General features: G+C 73.2%; 18 protein-coding genes. 8 read left to right on the plus strand and 10 right to left on the minus strand.

All coding sequences use genetic code 11. The features are described 5' to 3' along the window. Positions 1-1060, plus strand: a 1060-nt coding sequence (locus VF202_14835; protein HEX7041390.1) for an ATP-grasp domain-containing protein, incomplete at its 5' end; no start/stop codon positions are given. Here VF202_14835 and VF202_14840 read toward each other — a convergent pair. Together VF202_14840 and rnr are read right to left on the minus strand one after the other, a co-directional pair. Next, on the minus strand, positions 1057-2763 hold the full coding sequence (locus VF202_14840) for a hypothetical protein (GenBank protein ID HEX7041391.1): 1707 nt from the start codon (positions 2761-2763) through the stop codon (positions 1057-1059). The two genes, VF202_14835 and VF202_14840, sit on opposite strands and share 4 nt — an antisense overlap. Positions 2764-3032: 269 nt before the next feature. Then, complete coding sequence (gene rnr / locus VF202_14845; GenBank protein ID HEX7041392.1) at positions 3033-5591, minus strand: ribonuclease R; 2559 nt, start codon at positions 5589-5591, stop codon at positions 3033-3035. Between the two features lie 121 nt (positions 5592-5712). On the opposite strand from rnr, the gene cutA reads away from it, so the two are divergent. Next, positions 5713-6048 carry a divalent-cation tolerance protein CutA gene (gene cutA, locus VF202_14850; GenBank protein ID HEX7041393.1) on the plus strand — a complete coding sequence of 112 codons (336 nt, stop codon included), beginning with the start codon at positions 5713-5715 and terminating at the stop codon, positions 6046-6048. Between the two features lie 79 nt (positions 6049-6127). Here the strand turns inward: cutA and VF202_14855 are convergent, their stop codons facing one another. The 5 genes from VF202_14855 to rlmN form a co-directional block, all read right to left on the minus strand. After that, a complete protein-coding gene (locus VF202_14855) occupies positions 6128-7102 on the minus strand; it encodes a polyprenyl synthetase family protein (protein ID HEX7041394.1) in 975 nt (324 codons plus the stop codon). Further along, on the minus strand, positions 7099-7770 hold the full coding sequence (locus tag VF202_14860) for a redox-sensing transcriptional repressor Rex (protein ID HEX7041395.1): 672 nt from the start codon (positions 7768-7770) through the stop codon (positions 7099-7101). Before VF202_14860 ends, VF202_14855 begins: the two co-directional genes overlap by 4 nt. Next, entirely contained in the window at positions 7770-8849 is a 1080-nt protein-coding gene (locus VF202_14865) for an SPOR domain-containing protein (GenBank protein ID HEX7041396.1), read from the minus strand. The genes VF202_14860 and VF202_14865 overlap by 1 nt, the downstream gene beginning before the upstream one ends. A 118-nt stretch (positions 8850-8967) precedes the next feature. Continuing rightward, a complete protein-coding gene (locus VF202_14870) occupies positions 8968-10503 on the minus strand; it encodes a tetratricopeptide repeat protein (protein ID HEX7041397.1) in 1536 nt (511 codons plus the stop codon). A 164-nt stretch (positions 10504-10667) separates the two neighbouring features. Further along, positions 10668-11801 (minus strand): 23S rRNA (adenine(2503)-C(2))-methyltransferase RlmN, encoded by a 1134-nt coding sequence (gene rlmN, locus VF202_14875; protein ID HEX7041398.1) that lies wholly within the window; start codon positions 11799-11801, stop codon positions 10668-10670. A gap of 53 nt (positions 11802-11854) precedes the next feature. Between rlmN and glgC the strand changes: the two genes are divergently transcribed. From glgC to VF202_14900, 5 genes are all read left to right on the plus strand, one after another. Beyond that, a complete protein-coding gene (glgC, locus tag VF202_14880; protein ID HEX7041399.1) occupies positions 11855-13108 on the plus strand; it encodes a glucose-1-phosphate adenylyltransferase in 1254 nt (417 codons plus the stop codon). 217 nt (positions 13109-13325) lie between these two features. Then, positions 13326-15335, plus strand: a complete 2010-nt coding sequence (ftsH, locus tag VF202_14885; protein HEX7041400.1) for an ATP-dependent zinc metalloprotease FtsH — start codon at positions 13326-13328, stop codon at positions 15333-15335. 40 nt (positions 15336-15375) lie between these two features. Beyond that, positions 15376-17043: a PASTA domain-containing protein gene (locus VF202_14890; protein HEX7041401.1), complete on the plus strand. Its 1668-nt coding sequence runs from the start codon at positions 15376-15378 to the stop codon at positions 17041-17043. Positions 17044-17156: 113 nt separating this feature from the next. Next, positions 17157-18920: an ABC transporter ATP-binding protein gene (locus tag VF202_14895; protein HEX7041402.1), complete on the plus strand. Its 1764-nt coding sequence runs from the start codon at positions 17157-17159 to the stop codon at positions 18918-18920. Positions 18921-18978: 58 nt separating this feature from the next. Continuing rightward, positions 18979-20982: an ABC transporter ATP-binding protein gene (locus tag VF202_14900; protein ID HEX7041403.1), complete on the plus strand. Its 2004-nt coding sequence runs from the start codon at positions 18979-18981 to the stop codon at positions 20980-20982. A gap of 94 nt (positions 20983-21076) precedes the next feature. On the opposite strand, the gene VF202_14905 is transcribed toward VF202_14900, so the two are convergent. Further along, entirely contained in the window at positions 21077-21580 is a 504-nt protein-coding gene (locus VF202_14905) for a hypothetical protein (GenBank protein ID HEX7041404.1), read from the minus strand. Between the two features lie 56 nt (positions 21581-21636). Further along, a complete protein-coding gene (locus VF202_14910; GenBank protein ID HEX7041405.1) occupies positions 21637-23010 on the minus strand; it encodes a hypothetical protein in 1374 nt (457 codons plus the stop codon). Positions 23011-23081: 71 nt separating this feature from the next. On the opposite strand from VF202_14910, the gene VF202_14915 reads away from it, so the two are divergent. Then, entirely contained in the window at positions 23082-23411 is a 330-nt protein-coding gene (locus VF202_14915; GenBank protein ID HEX7041406.1) for a cyclic-di-AMP receptor, read from the plus strand. A gap of 16 nt (positions 23412-23427) precedes the next feature. On the opposite strand, the gene VF202_14920 is transcribed toward VF202_14915, so the two are convergent. Continuing rightward, a partial coding sequence (locus VF202_14920) for a hypothetical protein (GenBank protein HEX7041407.1) occupies positions 23428-24648 on the minus strand: 1221 nt, incomplete at its 5' end.

The following is a 24648-nucleotide window of genomic DNA, read 5'->3' on the forward strand; positions in this document are numbered from 1 at the left end:
CGTCGCCGAGAGGCCCGAGGAGGCCGCGGCGCTCGCCGCGCGCATCGGCTACCCGGTGATGGTGAGGCCCAGCTACGTGCTGGGCGGACGGGCGATGCAGGTCGTGCGCTCCGCGGCGGAGCTGGAGAGGTACCTGCGCGAGGTCTACGCCGAGCTGCCCGGCGAGCCCAGCGTGCTCGTCGACGAGTACCTGGAGGGCGCCGTCGAGGTGGACGTGGACGCGATCTCCGACGGCGAGACCACGGTGGTGGCCGGCGTCATGGAGCACGTCGAGCCCGCCGGCGTGCACTCCGGCGACAGCGCCTGCGTCACCCCGCCCGTCCGCCTCGCCCCCGAGGCCGTGGCGACGATCGCCGAGCACACGAGGCGCCTGGCCGAGGCCATCGGCGTGCGCGGGCTGATCAACGTGCAGTTCGTCGTGAAGGACGGCCGCGTCTACGTGATCGAGGCGAACCCCCGCGCCAGCCGCACGATCCCCTACCTCTCCAAGGCGATAGGCCACCCGCTGGCGAAGTACGCCGCCCTGGTGGCCGCGGGCGTCAGCCTGCGCGACATCGGCTTCACCGAGGCCCCGCGTCCGGAGGTCTACAGCGTCAAGGAGGCGGTGCTGCCCTTCCTCAAGTTCGGCGGGGTGCTGCCGGTGCTCGGCCCCGAGATGCGCTCCACGGGCGAGAGCATGGGCATCGACGCCGACCCGTTCCTCGCCTACTACCGGGCCGCGCTCGGCGCCGGCTCGCGCCTGCCGCTGCGGGGTACGGCGCGCCTGATCGGCGACGGGCTCGAGGAGCTCGCCGGGCGCCTGCGGGAGCTGGGCTTCACCGTCGTCACGGGCGGCCTGCCCGCGGGCGCGGAGCGCGACTACGACCTGCTGGTCGACGTCGTCCACACGCCCGAGCTGAGGCGCGCGCTCGAGGACGGCGTGGCCTACGTGACCACGCGCGAGGCCGCGCGCTGGACGCTCGACGCCATCTCAGCCGCCGTGCGGGCGTACGCGCGGGGGCCGCTGGGGGTCACGGCGCTGCAGGACCTCTCGCCGCGCCCCGTGGCCGTGGCGGGCTAGCCTCGGTCCCCTTCCCCCTCCAGCAGCAGCGGCTCGCCGTGCCCCGTCAGCCGCTCGGTGCGTCGCTGCGGCAGGCGCTCGCGCAGCGACAGCGCGTAGCTCGAGAGGGCCTCGAGGGCCGCGCCGACGGGCTGGCGAAGCACGAACTCGCCGGTGTCGACGCGCGCCAGCAGCGCGAACGGCGCGGCCGAGAGGCGCTCGAGGATCGCCAGGACGCGGTCGCGCGGCAGCGCCACCTCGGAGACGAGGTCCTCGAGCAGGAACACCGTGGGCGCGCGCAGCAGGTTGAGGCGCGTCAGCACCTCGGACAGGGCGCCCCGCTCGGCGAGGCGCTCGGCGACCTTGGCCTCGAAGCGCTCGAGGCCCTGCTCGAACAGCCCGTCGCGCTCGAAGTGGGGCTCGAGGTCCACGGGCGAGAGCGGCAGGCTGGACTGCAGGCTCGCGAGGCGCTCCAGCCCCTGCCAGCTCCACAGGGTCGCCCGGGCCAGCTCGGCCGGCCCGGTGAGGCGCAGCAGCGCCTGGTGGTCGCCGACGACGGCCAGGTGGCGGTAGTCGAGCGAGCGGCGCTTCGAGAGCAGGTCGGCCCAGTCGACGCGCTCGGTGCGCGACAGGAGCTGGACCAGGACCTTGTAGCCGCGCCGACCCATCGCGGCGACGAGGCTCACCTGGCCGCGCGCGATCGGCTCGATGGCGAAGCCCAGCGGCGCCACGACCCGGCGCAGCCGGTCGACGAGCTCCGTGGCCTCGAGCGCGGCCTCGTCCTCCTCGTCCAGCGAGGCGGCCGGCGGGCGCGCGGGCGCCGACGCCGGCGCGCGGCGCTCGAGCACGGCGCGCGGTTCCTCCTCGGCCCTGGCCCGCCGCGGCGCGCCCGTGCGCGGAGCCGCGCCGCCCGCGGGGGGACCGGCACGGCCCGCCGGCCGAGGCCAGAGGCCCGGCTGGGCGCCCGAGGCGCCCACGCGAGCGGCCTCCCCCGCGGCGCCGGCGAACGACGCCTCCGCGGCCTCGCCCGGCCGGGAGCCGACGCCCACCAGCTCGTCGCTCGCGGCGCCGGCAGCGCTGGCCGCGCCGGCCGTCTCCGGCACCGCTGCTTCGGCGGCCTGGGCGGCGGCGTCGGCCGCGGCGTCCGGCGCGTCCGCGGCGACCCCCACGGCCTCCGCCGGCTCGTCGGGGCGCGCCTCGCGCTCTGCTTCCGGCGCCGTCTCCTGGGGCCCGGCGCTCTCCGCGTCGAGCTCGGCCGCGGTGGCGGCGTCCACCCAGCGTCCCTCACGCTGCGCGAAGCGTCCGTCGGCGGCGAGCGCCGCATCTAGGTCGACCTCCTCGGGGACCTCGTAGTAGGCGCGCATCTCCTGGACCGTCATGCGCAGGCGCGCCTGGCTCAGCTCGTCGAGGAGCTGCGCGAGCCCCTCGGGCGTCGTGTAGTCGGGGGTGCGCGGCCGCGCCACCGCCGTGATCGCGAAGCGGCCGTCCGCGAGCGCCTTGACGTGAAGCTCGTCGTTCACGGCCAGCCCGTGCGTGCGGTAGAGCTCGCCGAGCCCCGAGACCGTCCGGGGTGGGGTGAAGGCGAGCTCGAGCTCCTGCCCCGTCTTCGTGTCGACGGCCGCGACCGCGCCCTCGGTGAACAGGCCGACCATGGCCGCGGGCAGCGTCATGGTGCCGCTGCGCAGGCAGTAGCGCGTCAACGGGTAGCGGAACTCTCCAGACATCTCACGCCTCCCCTGGCGAGTCCACGGCACCCTCCCCCGGACCGAGGGCACGGCGCGCAGGTGTGGCTCGGTGAAGTCTAACAGGGCGCGGCCGCGGCCCCCCCGCGCAGCCGCCGCGGCGCGCGTGGGCGACGGTCGCGGCACGTCCCCAGGGCGAGCGGCGCCAGGTCGCTCCGCGGCCGCCCCGGCGCCCGCGAGGCGGCCGCCCCGGGGCGCTCGCGAGGCGGCCTCCCAGGCTCTGACGCTCGAGACCGGTCTGTGGCGGGGCCTCAGCCGAAGACGAGGCGCCGCCGCTTGCGCCGGCGCGCCGGTGCCCCTGCCGGCTGCTGTGCGGCCGGCGCTGTGGGACGCGCCGCGGCCTTCTTGGCCCCCCGGCGCGCCGCCGGCGCAGCGGCGGGGCGGCGCCCCGCGGGCGCCTCGTCCGCGACGGGCGGCGCGGCCTCCCCGTCGGCGGCCACGCCGGGCGCGGGCCTGCCCTCGGCGCGGCTCTCGGCGGCCTCCTCCTCCGCGGCGGCCGTCGCGGCGACCTCCTTGGCCTTGCCGCGCTGGCGGCGCCCCTTGCCCGCCGAGGCCTCCTGCGCCGCCTTGGCCGCGGCGCTCGGCGCGGAGCGCCGCCCGGTGACGAACGCGGCGTCGATGCCGCCGTCCGACGGGTCCTTGAGCTTCTTCGGTCGCTTCGTCCTGGCCGGCGCCCCATCGGCCTCCGGCACGGTGACCTCCACGCTCGCCGGCACGAGGTCGATCTGCCGCTGCGTGGGGTTGGCGGCCATGATCTTGACCTCGACGCGGTCGCCCATGCGGTAGCGCTTGCGCGTGTGCTTGCCCATCAGCATCAGGGAGTCCTCGAGGTAGATGTAGTAGTCGTCCTCGAGGTGGCTGACGTGCATGAGCCCCTCGACGCCGTTCGCCAGCGCCACGAAGACCCCGAAGTTCGTCACGCCCACGACCACGCCGACGAAGGTCTCGCCCACGTGCTCCTTGGCCCAGCGGGCGTGGTAGTAGCGCGTGAGGTCGCGCTCGGCGGCCTCGGCGACGCGCTCGCGCTCGCTGGCGTGCTCGGCGAGCTGGGGGAAGTCGGTCCTCATGCGCTCCTTCAGCGTCGGCGAGAGGCGGTGCTGCAGTATCGAGCGCACCACCCGGTGCACGACGAGGTCGGGGTAGCGCCTTATCGGGCTGGTGAAGTGCAGGTAGTTCGCGAAGGCCAGGCCGTAGTGGCCGAGGTTCTCGCTCGAGTAGCGCGCCTGCTTGAGGCTGCGCAGCAGCAGGGTGTTGACGAGCTGCGCCTCCGGCTTGCCCGCGGCCTGCCTGAGGATCGCCTGCAGGTCCTGGGGACCGGCGTGCTCGAGGTCGAGCGTGTACCCGAGGCGCGCCAGCGCCTTCTGCAGGGCGCGGATCTTCTCCTCGCTCGGGTCCTCGTGGACGCGGAACAGCGCCGGCACCTCGCGCTTGCTGAGCTCCTCGGCGACCTTGCGGTTCGCCAGCAGCATCAGCTCCTCGATGAGCTGCCTGGCCGCGTCGCTGCGCACCGGGGTGACGTGCAGGGCGCCCTGCTCGTCGACGTCGACCTTCGCCTCGGTGAACTGGAAGTCGAGGGCGCCCGCGCCGATGCGCTGCTTCCTGAGCTCCTGCGTGAGGTTGAGGAGCACCTTGATGTCGCGCTCGAGCTTGCGCTTGCCGGGCGGGAGCCTGCCGCCCTCGGCGAACTCCTGGACCTGGGCGTAGGTGAGGCGGGCGTCTGACTGGATCACGGTCTCCTTGAGCCTGAACGCCTTCACCTCGCCCGTGCGGGTGACGTCGATGAGCGCCGAGAGCGCCAGCCGCGGCTCGCCCTCCACCAGCGAGCAGATGCCGTTCGAGAGCTCCTCCGGCAGCATCGGCAGCACCCGGCCCGGCAGGTAGACGCTGGTCGCGCGCTGCGCGGCCTCCTTGTCGAGGCTCGTGCCCTCGGCGACGTAGTAGCTGACGTCGGCGATGTGGACGCCGACGCGGAGCAGGCCGTCCCGCTTGCCGTCGAGGCGCTCCACCGACACCGCGTCGTCGAAGTCCTTGGCGTCCTCGCCGTCGATCGTGAAGGTGGGGACCTTGCGGTAGTCGGTGCGCCCCTCCATGAGGTCCGGCGTGACCGTCGCGGGCACGGCCTTCGCCTCGGCGAGCGTCGCGGGGTCGAACTCGGCCTTGAGGCCGTACTTCACGATGACCGCGCGCGTCTCGACCTCGGGGTCGTCGGCCTCGCCCAGGACCTCGGCGACCTCGCCGAACGGCTCGGACTCGCCGGACTCCTCCGGCCACACCATGCGCGCGACGATGCGCGTGCCGCCCTCCAGCGTCCCCACGGACTCGGGCGTGAGGAGCACGCGCTCCTGCAGGCGCGGCGAGTCGGGCCGCAGGATCGCGTAGCCGCGCGCGTACTCGAGCGTGCCCACCACCAGGGCGTTGCCGCGCTCGATGATCCTCACGACCTCGCCGCTGGGCCTGTCGGCCTCGCTCCGGAGCGGGTTGGGGCGAGCGAGCACGCGGTCGCCGTCCCAGGCGCCGCCGAGCCTGTCGGCGGGCACGAACAGGTCACGGCCGCCCTCGTCGGGGATCACGAAGCCGTAGCCGCCGCTGGTCACCTGCAGGCGGCCGGGGACGAGGTTCATCTCCTGGGGCAGGCCGTACGTGCGTCGGCGGGTCTTGACGAGCTGCCCGCTCTGGACGAGCTCGGCGAGGGTCTGCCTGAGGCCCGAGCGGTCCTCGAGCTTGAGGCGACGCTGGACGTCCTGCACGTGCCAGGGCTTCTCGGGGTGGTCGTGGAAGAACTTCAGGACTACGTCGGTGGGGACCGTCATCTTCAGCGGAGTCTAGCGCCTCTCTCATGAGCGACCCGTCCCCCGCGCGGCGGCGGGGGCGCGCACGCGGCGGCCGTGTCGGGGCGCGGCGCCGCCGCGCCCAGAGGCGGTAGCGTCTGCCATGGCAGAACTGCGCTCGGTGTACATGACGTTCCCCGACCTGGACAGCGCCTCCACCGTCGCCAAGCACCTCGTCGACGAGCGCCTGGCGGCGTGCGTGAACCTGCTCCCGCGGGCGCTCTCGGTCTACCGCTGGGAGGGCGCCGTCCGCTCCGAGGAGGAGGTCGTCGCGTTCGCGAAGACGACGGCGGACCGCCTGGCCGACCTGATGGCGCGGGCCGCCGAGCTGCACCCCTACGACGTGCCCTGCGTGGTCGCGCTGCACCCGGTCGAGGCGCTCCCCGCCTACGCCGACTGGGTCGCGGACGAGACCCGGCCGGCCCCCGAGGAAGCCTAGGCGCGGCGGCGCCGACGGTCGGGTCCGCGGTCCGGCGGCGGTCGCGGGGGCGACGGCGGGCGGCGAGGAGTGCCGCGGCTCAGGCCACGCGCCGCCGCTCGCGCTCGGCCAGCGCCAGCAGCTCCTCCCTGGCCGGTGAGGGCCGGAACGCCTGCAGCGCCGCCTTGGCCGCGTCCACCTCGCGCCCCACCAGCTCCCTGGTGGCCGCGTCGGCGCCGTGCGCCCTCACGAGCTCGATCATCCGCTCGACGTCGCCCGGCTCGGCGGCGTGCCTGGCGACGATCAGCCGCGCCTCGACGAGGCCCTCGTCGAGGATCAGCCGCAGCACGGGGTAGGTGGCCTTGCCCTCGCGCAGGTCGCCGCCCACCGGCTTGCCGAGCCTGGCCGGGTCGCCGAGGAGGTCCAGGTAGTCGTCGCGGAGCTGGAAGGCGCGCCCGTAGGCGAGGCCGAAGGCGCGCAGCGCGGCGCGCTCGGCGTCGCCGGCGCCGGCCAGCACGGCCACGCCCTCGACGGCCGCGGCCATCAGCTCCGCGGTCTTGCCCTCGTTGATCCTCTCGTACGCCTCGTAGCTCCACTCCTTGAGCGTGGCGCACTGGAACTGGAGGACCTCGCCCTCGCACAGCGCCGCGGCGGCGTCGGCCATCAGGCCGATGAGCTCGTCGCTGCCGCTGCGCGCCAGCAGCCGCAGCACGCGGGCCAGCATGAAGTCGCCCGACATGACGCTGACCACGTTGCCGTAGCGCAGGAACGCCGCCTGCTCGCCCCGGCGAGTGGCGGCGCCGTCGATGAGGTCGTCGTGCAGCAGGGACGCCGAGTGGAGCAGCTCGACCGCTAGGGCCACGAGCCTGGCGCGCTCCGGCGGGGCGCCCAACAGACGCCCGGCGAGCAGGGCCAGCGTGGGCCTGACCCGCTTGCCGCCGGCGCGCACGAGGTCCTCGCCGATGGCCTTGATGAAGCCGACGTCCGACTCGAGCTCGCGGGCCAGGGCGTCCTCGAACGCCGCCAGCTCCTCGGCCAGCCCGGGCGCCGTGGCGGCGGGAGCGTCGTCCGTCACGACGCCTCCTCGGCCGGCATGGCCGCCTCGTGGAGGAAGTAGCTGACGCGCTTCAGCGCGGCGAGGAAGTCGACGGCCTCGACCCGCACCCCGGGCGGGACCGACACCACCGTGGGCGCGAAGTTGAGGATGCCGCGCACGCCGCCGCGCACGACCGCGTCGGTGGCCTGCTGGGCGGCCTCGACCGGCACCGTCAGCAGCACGATCTCGAGCTCGAGGTCCCGCACGGCGGCGTCGAACTCGCGCATGTGCCTCACGACGACGGACCCGAAGGTCCTGCCGACCTTGCGCTCGTCGACGTCGAACGCGGCCGCGAGCTCGAAGTCGTACTCGGAGAAGCCGGGGTAGTCGGCCAGCGCCTGCCCGAGGCGGCCCATGCCGACGATCGCGACCCGCCACGGGCGGGTGAGGCCGAGGATCCGCTTCAGCTCACGCTTCAGCGACGAGACCGTGTAGCCGGTGCCGCGGGTGCCGAAGGTGCCGAAGTAGGCGAGGTCCTTCCTCACCTGGAACGCGGACACCTGGGCCTCGTCCGCCAGCAGGTCCGAGGAGACCCGCATGACGCCGCGGTCCTCCAGGCCGGTCAGGACGCGCAGGTAGGTGATCAGCCGGCCGACGGTGGCCGAGGGTATGTCCCTGGCCGTGCCGCGGGCGCCCCCGCGTGGCATCAGCGCGGGAAGCTCTCGATACCAGCGGACTCCAGCCGGGTCTGGGCCGAGGCCAGCTCCGAGGCGTCGAACGGTCCGACGAGCAGCTTGACCAGGCCGTTCTCCACCCTGTCGGTGACGACGAAGCCCATGGCCTCGAGGCGCTGGCGCTGCGGCAGGGAGCTGTCGCGTGAGGCGTACGCGCCCACCTGGAGGTAGCGCGACGAGGAGCCGGCCGCCGGGGCGGCGGAGGCCTGGGAGGCGGCGGGGGTGGACGACGCTGACTGGCCCGCGGCGGGCGCCGGCTGCGCGTCCGACGAAGGGCTAGCGGCGGGGGCGGAGTCGTCGGCCTGCAGGCGGTAGACGGTCGGGTCGGGCACGCCGAGGTCCGAGCCGGCGATGCGCGCCGCGACCGCCCGCGCCTCCTCCTCGGTGTCGTAGGGGCCCACCAGCACGATGCTCAGGTCGCCCTGGGTGCCGATGAAGACCGGGTAGCCGGCGGCCTGGAACGCCGCGAGCTGGCGCTGCGCGTTGTCGGCGTTCGCGAAGGCGCCCACGGAGACGCGGTACGGCGCCTCGCCGGAGGCGGAGGCCGGCGGCAGCGGCCCGCCGGACGACCGGGGCTGCTGGGCCTGATCGGACCGGTTCGGGGTGCTCACCACGCTGCTGCGCGCGGGCGCGTCCGCGGCAGGCTGCCCGGCGCCGGCGTCGGGGGGCAGGGCCTGCGTGGGCGGCGGGGCGCGGCCGGCGTCGGCGGGCGGCGCGTCGGCCCCTTCGGCCGCCTGGCCTTCTCCCGCCTGCGCGGCGCCCTCCTGGCCTTCCTCGCCCACCGCCACGGCCGGCGGCTCGTCGGCGGCGGCCGGCGCGGCGGGCTGGTTCGACTGGGCAGGGGCGGGGTTCGACGACTGCGGCTGGCCGGCGGACTGGCCCGGGTCCTGGCTGCTCGTGAGCGGCGTGGTGGCGCGCGGCGCCTCGGCCGCGCGGTCGCGGACCGGGAAGAACGAGCCCCCGGAGATGAGCGTGGCGATGATGCCAGCGATGACCGCGATCAGGGCGACGCCGATGAGCAGGTCGGGCCAGTTGCGTCTTAGCCAGTCCATGTTCCCCCATGTTACCCCCGGGGGCTGGGGGTCGGGCCCGGGTCGGGCCGCCGCGAGCGGCGAGGCGAGACGCGCGGTGGCGAGCGGGCGGCGCCCCCTTCCGCCCGCTAGCCGGTGGTCACAGGTAGTTCGTGATCGCCGCGCAGGCCGGCTGGTAGCCGAGCTCGCAGGAGGAGACCCAGGCGTCCTCCGCCCCGTCCCTGCGGTTCTGCGAGTAGAGGGCCCAGCCGAGGTTGTAGAGCGACTCGACGTCCCTGTCGTTCTGCTCGACGAGCAGGGTGTAGACGTCCTCGGCGTCCTCGTAGCGCTGCGCGGCCAGGTAGGCGGCGCCGAGGTTCGCGCGCGCCTCCACGCTGTTGGGGTTGAGCTGCACCGCCCGCTCGAAGCTCGTGACGGCGGCGGCGTAGTCGCCCCGCTGGTACGCGGCGAGGCCGGCCCACATGTGGGCGGCCGGGTCGGACGGGCGGGCCTGCAGCACCGCGCGGAACTCCTCGGTGGCGGCGGCGAAGTCGCCCAGGCGGTAGTGGGCGCGCCCGGCGATGAAGCGGGCGGTGGCGGCCTGCGCGGCGTCATCGAGGCCGGCGACGGCGCGCTGCGCGTAGCCGAGGGCCTCCTCGGGCTGCGCGAGCTGGTCGTGCGCGGTGGCGAGGGCGAGGGCGACCCGAGGCTGATCGGCGCCGCCCTGCTGCTCGGCGCGGTCCAGCGCCTCGAGGGCCTGCCGCGGCTGGCCGCTCTCGAGGTAGGTGACGCCCAGGTTGTACTGCGCCTCCCACGAGGCCGGGTCGGCCTCGGCGGCGAGCCTGTACGACTCGGCGGCGTCGGCCTCGCGGCCCAGGCTGCGCTGCAGCGTGCCCAGCTTGATCAGCGTGCTGGCCTCGGCGGCCTTGTCGCCGGCGGCGCGGGCCTTCTCCAGCGCCCGCTCGAGCGACCACATGGCGTAGTCGATCTGCCCCTGCGCCACGTAGATGTCGGCGATCAGGGCGCTGACGCGGTAGTCGCCGCTGCGGGACTCGAGCTCGGTCAGCTCGGGCAGGGCGTCGAGGCCCTGGCCGGCGTTGTAGAGGGCCTGACCGCGGCGCAGCACGTAGTCGGCGTTGCCGGGGTCGAGCTCGAGGGCGTCGGCGTAGGCGTCGGCGGCGTCGGCGTACCGGCCCGCGAGCTCGAGCTGGCCCGCCAGGGCGATGTGGGCGCCGATGCGGTCGGCCGTCGTGGCCTCTGGGTCGGCCTGGGCCAGCGCCTCCCTGAACGAGGCGGCCGCGTCCTCGGGCCGGCGCAGGCGCGCGAGCGTGACGCCCCGGTTGAAGTGCCCGTCGAACCTGTCGGGGTGCAGGCGCGTGACCTCGGAGAACTCGAAGAGCGCGGCCTGGTAGTCGCCGCGGGCGAACTCGGCGAGGCCCAGGCCGTAGTGAGCGTCGCCGACGCGGTAGTCGAGGGCGATGGCCTCGAGGAACGCGTCCTTGGCCTCGTCGTACTGGCCCTCCTGGTAGAGGGCGTTGCCCAGCGCCACCCACGCCACGACGCTGTCGGGGTTGGCCTGAACCTCGGCGCGCAGCCGAGCGACGTCAGACTGCGCGGCGGCGGTACCGAGCGTCAGCGTGGCCGCCGCGACCGCTAGCGCCACTACCGCGGTCCGCCTGCACTTGCCGATGAACATGCCTACCTCCAGAACGTTAAGCGCGTGAGCGCCGGGTGAGAAGGTCCGAGTCTCGGCGGCGAGTCTATCCGAAGGCACCTGCGCCGCCCTGTGAAATCCGGCACGGTACCGGACGGCCGATATGCCCGTCGGTGACGGCGTAAACGGCCCTCGGACGCCAGGCGTCAGGCGGCTCCGGCGCCCCTCAAGGCCAGCTGCCCGCAGGCGCCGCCGGCGTCGCGCCCGCGGCTGAACCGCACCGACACCGACACGCCCCGCTCGCTGAGGACGGCCCGGAACGACGCGGTCCGCCGGCGGGACGACTGCGCGAAGCCCGAGCCCGTCCACGGGTTGAAGGGGATGAGGTTCACGTGCGCGCCCACCTCCCGCGCGATCGCCGCGAGCCGCCGCGCCTTCGCGTCGGAGTCGTTGACGCCGGCCAGGAGCGTGTACTCGATCGTCACGCGCCTCCCCACCTTCTCCCGCCAGTGGCGCATGGCGTCGACGACCTCGTCCACGGGGTTCGCCAGCGCCGTCGGGATGATGCGCCGCCGCGTCTCGTCGTCCGGCGCGTGCAGGCTCACGGCCAGCACCAGCGGCAGGCCCTCGTCGGCGAGGCGGCGCATGCGCGAGGGCAGGCCGACGGTCGAGACCGTGATGCGCCGCGGCGACATGGCCAGGGCTCGCGGGTCGACGAGCGTCCTGACGGCGGCCAGCGCCTCGGCGTAGTTGAGGAGCGCCTCCCCCATCCCCATGAGCACGACGTTGCGCACGCTGCGCGGTTCGATGCCCTCGTGCCGCGCCACGGCGAGCACCTGCCCGACGATCTCCCCGCGGGTGAGGTTGCGCCCGAAGCCGAGCGCGCCCGTGGCGCAGAAGGCGCACCCCGCCGGGCAGCCGACCATCGAGGAGACGCAGACGGTGCGCCGGCCGGCGTACGGCATGTAGACGGCCTCGGTGCTCCTGCCGTCACGCAGCGTGAACAGGTACCTCACCGAGCCGTCGCGGGAGGGGAAGCGCCGCACGGCGGCGAACGGGTCGGCGACGTGCTCGGCGGCGAGCCACTCCCGCAGCGCCAGCGGCAGGCTGGTCATGGCCAGCGGGTCGGCCTCGGCGCGCACGTAGAGCCACTCGGCGAGCTGGGCGCGGCGGTAGGCGGGCTCCCCGGCCGGCAGCGGCAGCTCGGCGAGCGGCGCGTCGAGGAGGGTCGGCCGCGTCTCCCCCGCGGCCGGGGCGACGGGACCGCGCGGCGGGCGGCCGGCGGGCCCCTCCTCGGGGCGCGCCGCGTCAGCGGGTTCGTGGTCAGGGGTCTCTGTCATCGGGGTCTGCTCGCGGGAACGCAGCCGCGCCGGGCTATCATGCCGGCACAGCCATGATAGGCCGCGCGCCCAAGGTCATCGGCATGGTGTTGGCCGGCGGGAAGGGTTCCCGTCTGCACCCCTTGACCTGGAAGCGGACGAAGCCCGCGGTGCCGTTCGGCAGCAAGTACCGCATCATCGACTTCGCGCTGAACAACATGATCAACTCCCGCATCTACGGGATGTACGTGCTCACGCAGTTCAAGGCCCAGTCGCTGACCGAGCACATCCAGCGCAACTGGCGCTTCGGGGCGTTCCTCTCCGACCACTTCATCACGCTCGCGCCGGCGCAGATGTACCTCTACGAGGAGCTGGGCGCCGAGTGGTACCGGGGCACCGCCGACGCCATCTACCAGAACCTCCACCTGGTGGAGCGGTCCGGCGCCGACCTCGTGGCGATCTTCTCGGGCGACCACATCTACAAGATGGACATCTCCCACATGGTCGAGTACCACCTGGGCAACGACGCCGACGTCACGATCGCCGCCTACCCGACGCCCCTCGAGGAGGGGAGGCGGTTCGGCGTGCTGCAGGTCGACAAGGACTGGCGCGTCACCGAGTTCCTCGAGAAGCCGCAGGACCCGAAGCCGATCCCGGGACGCGAGACCCACTGCCTGGCCAGCATGGGGAACTACGTCTTCAGCGTGCCCACGCTCGTCGAGCTGCTGACGCGCGACGCCGGCCAGAAGTCCTCGGAGCACGACTTCGGCAAGGACGTGCTCCCGCGCGCCCTCGAGGACGGCAAGCGCCTGTTCGCCTACGACTTCGCGCGCAACCCGATCCCCGGCCAGGAGGGCCCGAACACCTACTGGCGCGACGTGGGGACCCTCGACAGCTACTGGGCCGCGAACATGGACCTCGTGAAGGTCGAGCCCGAGTTCGACCTCTACAACGAGGAGTGGCCGCTGCGCACGTCGGCCGAGTACTCGCCGCCGGCGAAGTTCGTGCACGAGGAGGACGGCCGCCGCGGCCAGGCGTTCAACTCGCTCGTCGCCGGAGGCGTGATCGTCTCGGGCAGCACGGTCAGGGAGTCGGTGCTGTTCAGGCGCGTGCGCGTGAACTCCTACGCCACCGTGGAGCGCAGCGTGCTGTTCGACAACGTCGAGGTGGGTCGGCACGCGGTCGTGCGCAACGCCATAGTCGACAAGAACGTCGTGGTGCCGCCCGGCACCCGCCTCGGGGTCGACCCGGCCGAGGACAGGGCCCGCGGCCTGACCGTCCTGCCGAGCGGCCTCGTCACCGTCCCCAAGGGGTACGTCTTCGCCTAGCCGGCGCCGTGAGCGCGGCGCGGCGCCGGCGCTCGTCTGGGACCGAGCCGCGCCGGGGCGCCCCTTCGTAGGCCATCGATCAACCCGCTCTGCACGCGCTATACAACGCCCTTTCATGTCTTGGTGGTACCCTGCGAGTCACTCTACGCGCGGGCAGAGGAGCCTCGCCCGTGCCCGCCCCGGCTCGTTCCCCGGCCGGGAAGCCGGAGGCTTGCTCTTGAAGCGATCATTCAACCCCTGGTTGCTCGTGATGCTGCTCATCCTCGGCATCTTCGTGTTCAACCAGTTCAACGCGGGCGGCAGCAGCCGCGAGATCACCTTCTCGACGTTCTCGGAGCTCCTCGCCGAGGGTCGGGTCGCGTCGGTCGCCATCGACCGCAACACCGGCAACATCACCGGCGAGCTCAACGCCGAGACCCAGGTCACGATCGGCGGTCAGCCGCAGGCGATACGCACGTTCCGCACCACGGTGATCCTCACCGACACCCTGCTGCAGGACCTGCGCGCCAACGTGCCCGAGGTCGTGATCAGGAACCCGCCGCAGTGGATCGGCATCCTCGTGGGCTCGATCCTGCCCATCGCCATCCTCATCGGGTTCTTCTGGTTCATCTTCATGCGCGCCCAGGGCGGGCCGAACCAGGTCATGCAGTTCGGTCAGTCCCGCGCCAAGACGTTCGGGCGCGAGAACAAGGTCTCGACGACCTTCAACGACGTCGCCGGCCACAAGGAGGCGAAGCAGGAGCTCGTCGAGGTCGTCGACTTCCTGAAGAACCCGCAGAAGTACCTGCGCATCGGCGCCGAGATCCCCAAGGGCGTCCTGCTCGTCGGCCCTCCCGGCACGGGCAAGACGCTCCTGGCCCGCGCCGTCGCCGGCGAGGCCGGCGTGCCGTTCCTCACCGTGAGCGCGTCGGAGTTCATGGAGATGTTCGTGGGCGTGGGCGCCAGCCGCGTGCGCAGCCTCTTCGAGGAGGCGCGCAAGGCCGCCCCGGCGATCATCTTCATCGACGAGCTCGACTCCATCGGCCGCCGGCGCGGCGCCGGCATCGGCGGCGGCCACGACGAGCGCGAGCAGACCCTCAACCAGATCCTCTCGGAGATGGACGGCTTCGAGAAGGACACGTCCGTCATCATCATCGCGGCCACGAACAGGCCCGACATCCTCGACCCCGCTCTGCTCCGCCCCGGCCGCTTCGACAGGCAGGTCACGATCGGCCTGCCCACGCAGCGCGAGCGCGAGGAGATCCTCAAGGTCCACGTGCGCAACAAGCCGGTCGCCGAGGACGTCAGCCTCAAGCGGCTGGCCGAGGCCACGCCGATGTTCTCCGGCGCCGACCTCGAGAACCTCACGAACGAGGCCGCGCTCATCGCCGCGCGCGCGAACAAGCAGGTCATCAGCTGGCAGGACTTCAACGAGGCCCTCGACCGCATCACGCTCGGCCTGCGGCGCGGCAGCCTGGTGCCTTCCGAGGAGGAGCGCAGGATCCTCGCCTACCACGAGGCCGGCCACGCCGTGGCCTACGCGGCCAAGCCGGTCCTCGGCGAGATCCGCAAGGTCACGATCATGCCGCGCGGCGCGGCCGGCGGCTTCATGGCGCCCCTCGCCAAGGAGGAGATGTTCTACGACATCGACCGCTACCGCTCGCAGCTCGTCGTGGCCTTCGCCGGGCGGGTCGCCGAGAAGCGGCTGACGGGCACGATCTCCTCCGGCGCCAGCAACGACCTGAAGCAGGCGACGGACCTGGCGAAGCTGATGGTCCTCGACATGGGCATGGGCACGGACGAGTACGTCGCCTGGGGCTCCGACCAGGGGCCCGTGTTCCTCGGCGGCGAGATCACCCGCCGCAAGGACTTCAGCGAGGAGACCGCCCGCGAGCTCGAGGAGCAGGTGCAGACGATCCTCGCCGCCGCCTACGAGGAGACGGGCAGGCTCATCGAGGAGAACTGGAACGCGGTCGAGGCCGTCGCGCAGGCGCTGCTGAAGCGCGAGACCATCGACGGCAAGCTCGTCCACAAGGCCTTCGCCATGGCCAAGGCCGGCACGCCGGTCGAGGAGATCGTCGACTGGGTCGTCGACGCCTCCATCGAGGCCGAGCGCCGGCTCCAGGAGGCCGAGGACCGCGAGCGCCGCGCGGCCGAGGAGGAGCGCGCTCGCCGCAGCGCCGAGCAGGGACGAGGCGTCACCGGCCCTGGACTCGAGCCCAGGCCCGCGCGCGAGCCGGGGGCATGAGCTAGCGTTACCCTGAGACCAAACCGCTGAGAGGTCCTTCGTGCCGCTTCTCGACGGCAAGTACGAGGTGGTCGGCCAGAGGCAGCTCGGGGTCGGCCGCACGCACATCGACGCGATCGCTCCGGACGGCACGCCCGTGCGGGTGGAGTGGTTCGACCTGCCCGCCGGCGAGGAGGCCGCCTTCGAGCGCTACCGCCGCCTGCTCAAGCGCCTCAAGCGCGACGGACGCGCCGCCGTCCACGACGTGATCTCGCGGCCGGGCGCGCGCTACGTCGCCTGGCTCAAGCCCGAGCAGGGCCTGCCGCGGGCCGACGACCCCGAGCTGCTCGGGGTCCTGGCCGAGAACGGCTACCCGGCCGCCGCGGCCGACATACGCGGGCGCGGCGGCAGGAGGCTGCTCTACGGCCTCGGCTTCGACGGCAGCGCCGCCGCCGTCGAGGAGGCGCCGCCGCCGCGCCCGCGGCCGTTGCGGGCGGGGGCCCGCGTGCAGGCGCTGGAGAAGGCGTCGCCCGTGGCGCTCTCCTGGGCCCTGTGCGGCGTGCTCCTCCTGGCGACCGCCCTGCTCTCCTACGGCGCCTTCCAGCGCCGCGTCGTCGACTCCGCCGTCACCGTCCCCGACGTGCTGGGCACCGACGTGCGGGCGGCCGTCGAGAGGCTCTCCGGGCTCGGCCTCGCGGTCGAGGTCGCCGCCGTCCCCTCGGAGGCGGAGCCGGGCAGCGTCGTCGACGTGGACCCCTCCGTGGGCGCCGAGCTGCGGCCGGGCCGTACCGTCCGCCTGGGCTACGCGCTCGCTCCCGGGCTCGTCGAGAGGACCACCGTGCCCGCCCTGATCGGCCTCGACTACCCAGACGAGGTGCGCGCCGCGCTGCGCGACGCCGGGCTGGAGCTGGGCGAGGCGTCGCGCGTGCCGGCCTCCGCGCCCGACGGCGTCGTGCTGGCGCAGTCGGTGGGCGAGGGCTCCCCGTTGGGCGCCGGACAGACCGTCGACGTGCTCGTCTCGGCGGGTCCGGCGCCGGCGATGACGTTCCTGCCCGACCTCGTCGGCCTCGCCGTCGAGGACGCCCGCGCCCTCGCCGCCGTCGCCGGCATCGACCCGGGGCGGGTCGTCGTCGACGAGGTCACGAGCGCGAGCGGGTTCCCCGGCGAGGTGCTCTCGCAGGCGCCCTCGCCGCATCGGCCCGTGCCCGTGCAGGACACGACGCTGAGGCTCGTCGTCCAGGCCGGGGCGCCGCCCAGCGCCGCCGACGGCGCCCCCGACCTCGTGGGCATGACCCGCGCCCGCGCCGAGGAGGTCGCCGCCGCCGCCGGCTGGCAGGTGGAGCTGCGGCGCGTGGCCTCGCGCGCGCTGCCCGCCGGCACCGTGATCGCCCAGTCCCCGCCGCCGCTGGCCGCCGCCGAGGAGCGCTCGCTGCTGCTCGTCGTGAACGTGCACCCCGTGGCGCTGCGCGACCCGGGCGTGCGCGCCGCGGTGCGCGAGCCCCAGCCGCGCGGCTTCGACTACGCCTGGACGATCCTCCCGGGCATCGGGACCACCACGGCGCAGGTGTACGTGACGACGCTCGAGGGCCAGCGCACGCTGGTGGCGACGCGGCGCGTCACCGGCGGCGAGGTCCTGAGGGGCACGTACAGGACGACGGAACCGGGCCCGCTGACGTTCGAGCTCTTCCTCGGCGGCGTGCCGTACGGGGACCCGCTGCTCGTGCCCTGAGCGGTTATAGTGGCCGCCGGCAATGTTGGCGCGCGCCGATGGTCGGCGCCGGGGCCCGGGCGTCAGGTTCCGCGGCGGCGCGCCTCGGTCCCCCCGCCGACAACAGGAGCGCAGTGATAAGCACCGTACGCGACCTCGCCCCGTACCTGAAGAAGCACCGCGTCCGCATCGGCCTCGGGGTCGCGCTGGTCGTGGTCAACGGCTTCCTCTCGACGTTCGCCCCGCTGATACCGGGCCGCGTCATCGACGGCCTGCGCGCCGGCGGCCTGACGATGCCCTCCCTCCTGCGCGAGGTCGGGCTGCTGGTGCTCGTCACCCTCACGGCCGCGGCCTCGATGATGATGGTCAGGCGCCTGATCCTCGGCGCGAGCTGGGAGGCGCAGTTCGACATCAGGCACGACATCTTCAGGCACTTCACCAGGCTCGACGGCAACTACTACGACAACACCCGCGTCGGCGACCTCATGGCGCGCCTCACCGCCGACCTCAACGCCGTCCGCATGCTCGTCGGCGTCGCCGTCATGCAGGGCCTCAACACGACCCTGCTCCTCGGCTTCACGCTCTACCGGATGTTCTCGCTGTCCACGACGCTGACGCTGCTGACGCTCACCGTCGTCCCGTTCATCACGATCACCTTCTACGTGCTGCTGCGCATCATCCACCGGCGCTACCAGCTCGTCCAGGAGCAGTTCTCCGACATCGCGGCGATGGCCCAGGAGAACTTCAGCGGCATACGCGTCGTGAAGGGATTCGGCATCGAGGACCGCGAGACGAGGCGGTTCAAGGACCTCAACGACGAGTTCGTGCGCCGCAACCTCTGGCTCACGCGCGTCGACGGGCCGCTGTTCCCCCTCACCGAGTTCCTGTTCGGCCTCACGGTCTCGCTGCTGCTGCTCGTGGGCGGCAGGCTCGTGCTCGGGCTGGGCAGCGAGCTGACGATCGGGCAGTTCTCCAGCTTCGTCTTCCTCTTCGAGGGCATCCAGTGGCCGCTGATCGCGCTCGGGTGGATCGGCAACATCGTCCAGCGCGGCACGACGTCGTGGGGACGCCTGCGCGAGATCCTCGACGCCAAGCCGCGCGTGACCGACACCGAGCTGACCGACTACTCGCTCACCTCGATACGCGGGCGCATCGAGCTGCGGGACGTGTCGGTGGCGTTCGACGGCGTCAGGGCGCTCGACCACGTGAGCCTGGTGGTCGAGCCGGGCGAGACCGTCGGCCTCACCGGCCGGACCGGGTCGGGCAAGACGCTGATCGCGCGCCTCATCGCGCGCCTCGACGACCCCGACTCCGGCGAGGTGCTGATCGACGGGGTCGACGTGCGCCGCTACCCGATCGAGGTGCTGCGCCGCTACATCGGCCTGGTGCCGCAGGAGCCGTTCCTGTTCTCCGACACGATCGCCGAGAACATCGCCTACGGGGTGCCGGAGGCGCCGAAGGAGGAGCTGATGGCGCGCGTGAGACGGGCCGCCGAGCTGGCGCAGCTCGCCGGCGACGTCGAGGACTTCCCCGACGGGTACGAGACGCGGCTGGGCGAGCGCGGCGTGACGCTCTCCGGCGGCCAGCGCCAGCGCACGGCCATCGCCAGGGCGATCATGAAGGACGCGCCGGTGATGATCTTCGACGACTCGCTCTCGGCCGTGGACACCCAGACCGAGGCCGCGATCCTCGAGGGCTTGGAGGAGGTGAACGCCGGGCGGACGACCATCATCGTCGCGCACCGCGTCAGCGCCCTGAAGCAGTGCGACCGCATCTACGTGCTCGAGGCCGGCCGGGTCGTCGAGCAGGGCACGCACGAGGAGCTCGTCGCGCAGGGCGGCTGGTACGCCGAGATCGACAGGCGCCAGCAGCTCGAGGAAGACCTGGAGGCGGCGTGAGGACCTGGCGAGGCGACGGGCGCTTGGGCGCCCGCGACACCGCTCGGGGAGCGGCGGCATGAGCGCGCTCGACGAGCCCTTGGCGGGCGCCGAGGCGACGCCCGCCGTGAACGAGCGCCCCAAGCGCCTGACCGACATGGACCTGCCCGACTACTCGGTCGAGCGGGCCAAGGCCGAGCGCCGCGAGAACCGCAAGGCCGCGCGCCGGCGTCTCAAGCGCGACAGCGTCCTCGACGAGGAGGGCGAGGCCCTGGTCAGGGACTACGACCAGGGCATGATGCTGCGGCTCCTGAGGTACCTGAGGCCCTACAAGGCGCAGTTCGCGCTCGGCGTGGGGCTGCTGCTCCTCTACAGCGTACTGGTCCCGGCCTTCCCCGCCCTCATCGCCCTGGCCGTCGACCGCTACGTGGTGGCCGCGCAGGAGCCGTTCGCCTCGCTCTCGATCGACGAGCGTCTGCGCGGTCTGTGGTGGGTCGTCCTCGCCTACCTCGGCCTCAGGCTCGTGAACTTCGGGCTGCGCTACGGCTACACCTACGCCGTCGCCTGGCTCGGCCAGCGCATCGTCTACGACATCCGCAGCCAGATCTTCGCGAAGATCCAGAGGCTGCACATGGGCTTCTTCGACCGCACGCCGGTGGGGCGCCTCATCACCCGCATCACCGGCGACGTCGACGCGATCCAGCAGATGATGACCGACGGCCTCGTCGGGCTTGTCGCCGACGTGGGCATGATCGCGTTCCTGACCGTCTACATGTTCAGCATCAACTGGCGCCTGGCGCTCATCACGCTGGCCGTGATGCCGGTGCTGTTCGTCGCCCTCAACTTCATCAGGCTGCAGCAGCGCACCGCCTACCGGGCCGTGCGCCTGCGCACGTCGATCTCCAACGCCTACCTCGCCGAGAACCTGTCCGGCATGAAGACCGTGCAGCTCTTCAACAGGGAGCAGCGCAACGCCAGGCGCTACGACGAGCTGAACCTCGACCTCCTCGACGCGAACATCGAGCAGGTGCGGTGGTTCAGCCTCTTCCACCCCACGGTCCAGCTCACCTCGGCCATCGCCACCGGCCTGATCCTCTTCTACGCCGGCTCGAGGCTCATCGGCGACCCGTTCACCGACGTCGTGACGATCGGCATGCTCGTCGCGTACATCCAGTACTCGCAGATGTTCTTCCGGCCGCTGCAGGAGCTCTCCGACAAGTTCAACATCCTGCAGGCCGCCATGGCCTCTTCCGAGCGCATCTTCCAGCTCCTCGACACGCCCGAGAAGGTCGTGAACAAGGACGCCGTGGCGGCGTTCGACGACGGCTTCCGCGGCCAGGTCGAGTTCCGCGACGTCTGGTTCGCCTACGACGACGAGGAGTGGGTGCTGCGGGGCGTCGACTTCACGATCGAGCCGGGCGAGTCGGTGGCGTTCGTGGGGCACACCGGCGCCGGCAAGACGACGATCATCAGCCTCGTGAGCCGCTTCTACGACGTGCAGCGCGGGGCGGTGCTCATCGACGGCGTCGACGTGCGCGACTACGACCAGGTCGAGCTGCGCCGCCACGTGGGCATCGTGCTGCAGGACCCGTTCCTGTTCTCCGGGACGATCCGCAGCAACATCACGCTGGGCGACGACTCGATCCCGCTGGAGCGCGTGATCGAGGCGGCCAAGTTCGTCAACGCCCACGACTTCATCGCGCGCCTACCCGACGGCTACGACACGGTCGTGCGCGAGCGCGGCGCCGGCTTCTCCACCGGCCAGAAGCAGCTCATCGCCTTCGCCCGCGCCCTCGTCCAGAACCCGGACATCCTCCTGGTGCTCGACGAGGCCACGGCGAACGTCGACACCGAGACCGAGGAGCTCATCCAGGACGCGCTCGAGAAGCTGATGCAGGGGCGGACGAGCATCATCATCGCCCACCGCCTGTCGACGATACAGAACGTCGACAGGATCATGGTCATGCGCAAGGGCAAGATCATCGAACAGGGCGACCACTTCGAGCTGCTGAGGAACGAGGACGGGTACTACAGGAAGCTCTACGAGCTGCAGTACCAGGAGCGCGAGGCCGCGGCGGGTTGAGCGCGGGCGGCCGGGCGGTCCCGCGCCCATGACGCACAAGCGGAGCGGGTGCCGGTCGCGCGACCGGCACCCGCTCCACCGCGTCGGGGACCGGCTACTGCTCCAGCACGACGACGCGGTAGTAGAAGGGCTCCTCCTGCCCCGGCTCGAGCGGGACCAGGAGCGTCCACCGCACGGCGCGGTACTCGGTGGGCTCGGCGACCCTGCGCTCGTCGCCCTCGCCCACGAGGATCGGCGGGGACCCGAAGTTCTCGCCGTCGACCGAGAACTCCGTGAGGACCCGCTCCGAGCTGGGCGTGGCCGAGCGCGGCACGAACTCGAAGCCGTCCATGATGGGCCCGGTGATCGTCACGCGGCCGGCGGGCAGCGTGGTCTCGCCCGTGTTCGTCGCGAAGATGCGGTACTCGATCACCTGGCCGGGGATGGCCTCGGTCGCGGCCGTGAACCGCTCCTCCTGGGTCCCGTCGTCGGTCGTGACCAGGCTGACGATGTAGATCTCCGTGCGGAGCTGGATGGGGTTGGACTGGCCCTGCTGCGCGAAGGCCGCGGTGGCGAGCAGCGCGAGCAGGAGCGCCGAGAGGCGTCGTCGGGTCGTCATCGGCGGTAAGCTACCAGCGCCACATGGGCCTGACTTGAGTAGATGAGGAACGTTCCTCATGGAGCGCTCACGTTCTCTCCTCGCAGGTGGTCGGCCAGCGCCACGTAGTCGCCGGCGCCCTTCACGCCGGCCTGGGCCGCGGCCGCGAAGGCGGCCAGCGCGGCCTCGAAGTCCTGCGCCACGCCCGTCCCGTGGAAGTAGAGCTGCCCCAGCCGGTACAGGGCCGGCCCGTGACCGGCGGCGGCCGCGCGCCGCACCCAGGACGCCCCCGTCGCCTCGTCCGGCGGCACGCCTAGGCCCCCCAGGTACAGCTCCCCGAGGGCGAGCTGGGCCTCCGGCAGGCCGGCCGCGGCCGCGGCCCCGTAGCGCTGCGCGGCCTCCCGGTAGCTCCACTCGCGTCCGAGGCCGTGCTGGGCCAGGTAGCCGAGCATGAACTGCGCGCGCGCCGAGCCGGCGTCGGCCGCCCTCTCCCAGGTGCGTCGCGCCGCCGCGAAGTCGCCGACGCGGTAGGCGGCGAGGCCGTCCTCGTAGCTCGGCGCGGCGCCGGAGCGGGCCCCGTAGACGAGCTGGAGCGCGACGAACACCACCACCGCCGCGACCAGCGCCACCACCAGGACGGCTCGCAGCGGCCGGCGCTCGCCGCGGGCCTCCCAGAGGCCGGGCCGGAACGCGGCCCCACGCTCCGCCGGCGGCAGGGGCCACTCGTCGATGGTCTGGCGGACGGCGACGGGCAGGTCCCCGCCCGCCTCGTGGCCGCGCCAGCCGGGCTCGGGTCGCGCCTCGTCGCGGTCGCGCTCGCCCGGCGCGGCGACCTCGACGACCGTGACGTCGTCGGCGGTCTCCGGCCGCCGCGCCGGCAGGCCCGCCTCGCGCCAGGGGTCGAGGCCGTTCCAGGGGTCGTCGAGGTCCCAGCCGTCCATCTCCGGGACGGGCGTGACGGGACCGTAGGCGTGGACGCGGACGCCGCCGCGCCCCTCGGCCGGCTCCACGGATCCCGTCTCGCGCCCTGGAGCGGCCTCTTCGGGCCGCACCTCGTGCGACGCGTCGTCGTCCGGCCCCTCCGGTCGCTGCTGCGGACGGGGCGCCACCGGCTCGTCCGCCGCGGTCGGCCCCTCGGGCGGCGCCGTCGGCGCCGGCGCGGCGGGGCCCGTCATGTCCGGCATGTGCACCGGCGCCACGCCCCACTCGGTCTGGTACGCGGCGGCGTCGTAGATGGCCACGGGGACGCCCGCCTCCTGGAACACGGCGGCGATGGCGTCGGCCTTCGCGGCCAGCACGGGCTTCGTCACGGGGCCGACGCGGTCCTTGAGCAGCGTCACGACGCGCGACACCTCGAGGCCGAGGCGACGCGCGATCTCCTGCGACGCCGACGCCACCTTCGAGGCCGGCACGGGCTTCGTCAGCTCGACGACGTAGCGGCGCTCGCTCACTCCCCCTGACCTTTCGCGTGCATCCTACCCTCAGCCCCCGGCGCCGGTCGCTCTGCTACCATGTCTCGAACATGAAGCTCATCCTCGCCATCGTGCAGGATGCCGACGCCGGCCGCCTGCAAGAGGTTCTCAGGGAGCGCGGGTTCCAGTCCACGAAGCTGGCCTCCACGGGCGGGTTCCTGCGGGAGGGGAACACGACCGTGCTCATCGGTGTCGAGGACCACAAGGTCGAGGACGTGAAGGCCATCCTGCACGCCACCTGCCGCGAGCGGACGAAGGTCGTCACGGCGGGCTCCCCCATCCACGCCCTCGAGGGCGTGTTCGCCAGCCAGCCGATGGAGGTCCCCGTCGGGGGCGCCATCGTCTTCGTCATCAACACCGAGGAGTTCGTCAGGCTCTGACGGCGCCGCGGAGGCGTCAGGCGTCCCGCGGTCCGGCGTGGGCGGGCTCCGGCCCCTCGGCTGCCTGCTCGGCCTCGTCCGCGACGGCCTTCACCTCCTCGAGGATCTCCTGCACCGCCGGGCTGGCCTTGGGCTTGAGGGCCGCCTGGTCGAGGTCGTGCAGCTCGCGCGCCCGCAGGGAGATGAGCAGGGCGGCGGCGCCGAACGCCAGGCCCACGCCGAAGAGGGCGGGGAGCCCGACGAGGATCGCCAGCGCGCCGGCGGCGACCGGCGCCAGGCTGGGCAGCGCGAGCACCGAGTTCACGAGGCCGATGTAGAGCGCTCGCTCGTTCGCCGGCGCGATCGCGTAGAGCAGGTTCCACGCCGCCGTGCCGATGCCGGCGTTGCCGACGGCCGAGAAGAGGAACACCAGCGCGAACCAGCGGTGGTCGCGCACGAGCAGCGCGAGGACGAGGGCCAGCAGCACGGCGCCGTAACCGACCCGCAGGACGAGCAGGTTGCGCCCGCTGTTGGCGGGGAGGCGGAACGCGAAGTTCGCGACGATCGCGGCGGCCGTCGCCGTGATCACGTAGGTGCCGAGGGCCGCGTCGGGCGCGCCGATGTTCAGCGCGTGGATGCCGTAGAACGGCTCGGCCAGCAGGGCGAGGAGGCCCAGGAAGCGCATGGAGAGGAACCGCCGCAGCACCTTGTCTGTGCGCACGAGCCCCGGGACGTAGCGGAGCATCCCGAGGAGAGGCCGCCGCATGCCCGGCTCCCCGGCGGGCTCGCGGATGAAGCTGAACGAGGCGTTGCCGATCGAGGCGAGGATCGTCCCGCACAGGAACAGGTAGCCGAAGCTGCGCGGGAAGGGGATGTCGGACTCGAGGACCGCCCTGACCACGTAGCCCGAGCCCAGCGCCAGCACGCCGCCGATGACGTTGCGCGCCGCCCAGAAGGTCCCGAGGCGCCCGTGGGGCACGACCTTGGCCGTGACGTCGGCGAACGGCACGCCGCCGATGCCTCCGGCCGTGGCGTTGATCGCCACCATCGCGACCACCACGCCGGCGACCAGCCCCGGCGACAGGCCGCTGCCGAACAGGACCACCAGCGACATCGCCAGGAACGCGAGGTTCCGCGTCGTCGAGGTGATCCGGTAGTAGGGCAGCTTGTGCGCCTCGTGGGACAGGCGGTTGGCCACGACGAGCTGCGGCAGGAAGTAGAGCGCGACGCGCATCGCCGGGATCAGGCCGATCACCAC

The sequence above is a fragment of the Trueperaceae bacterium genome (assembly GCA_036381035.1).
Lineage (GTDB): Bacteria > Deinococcota > Deinococci > Deinococcales > Trueperaceae > DASRWD01.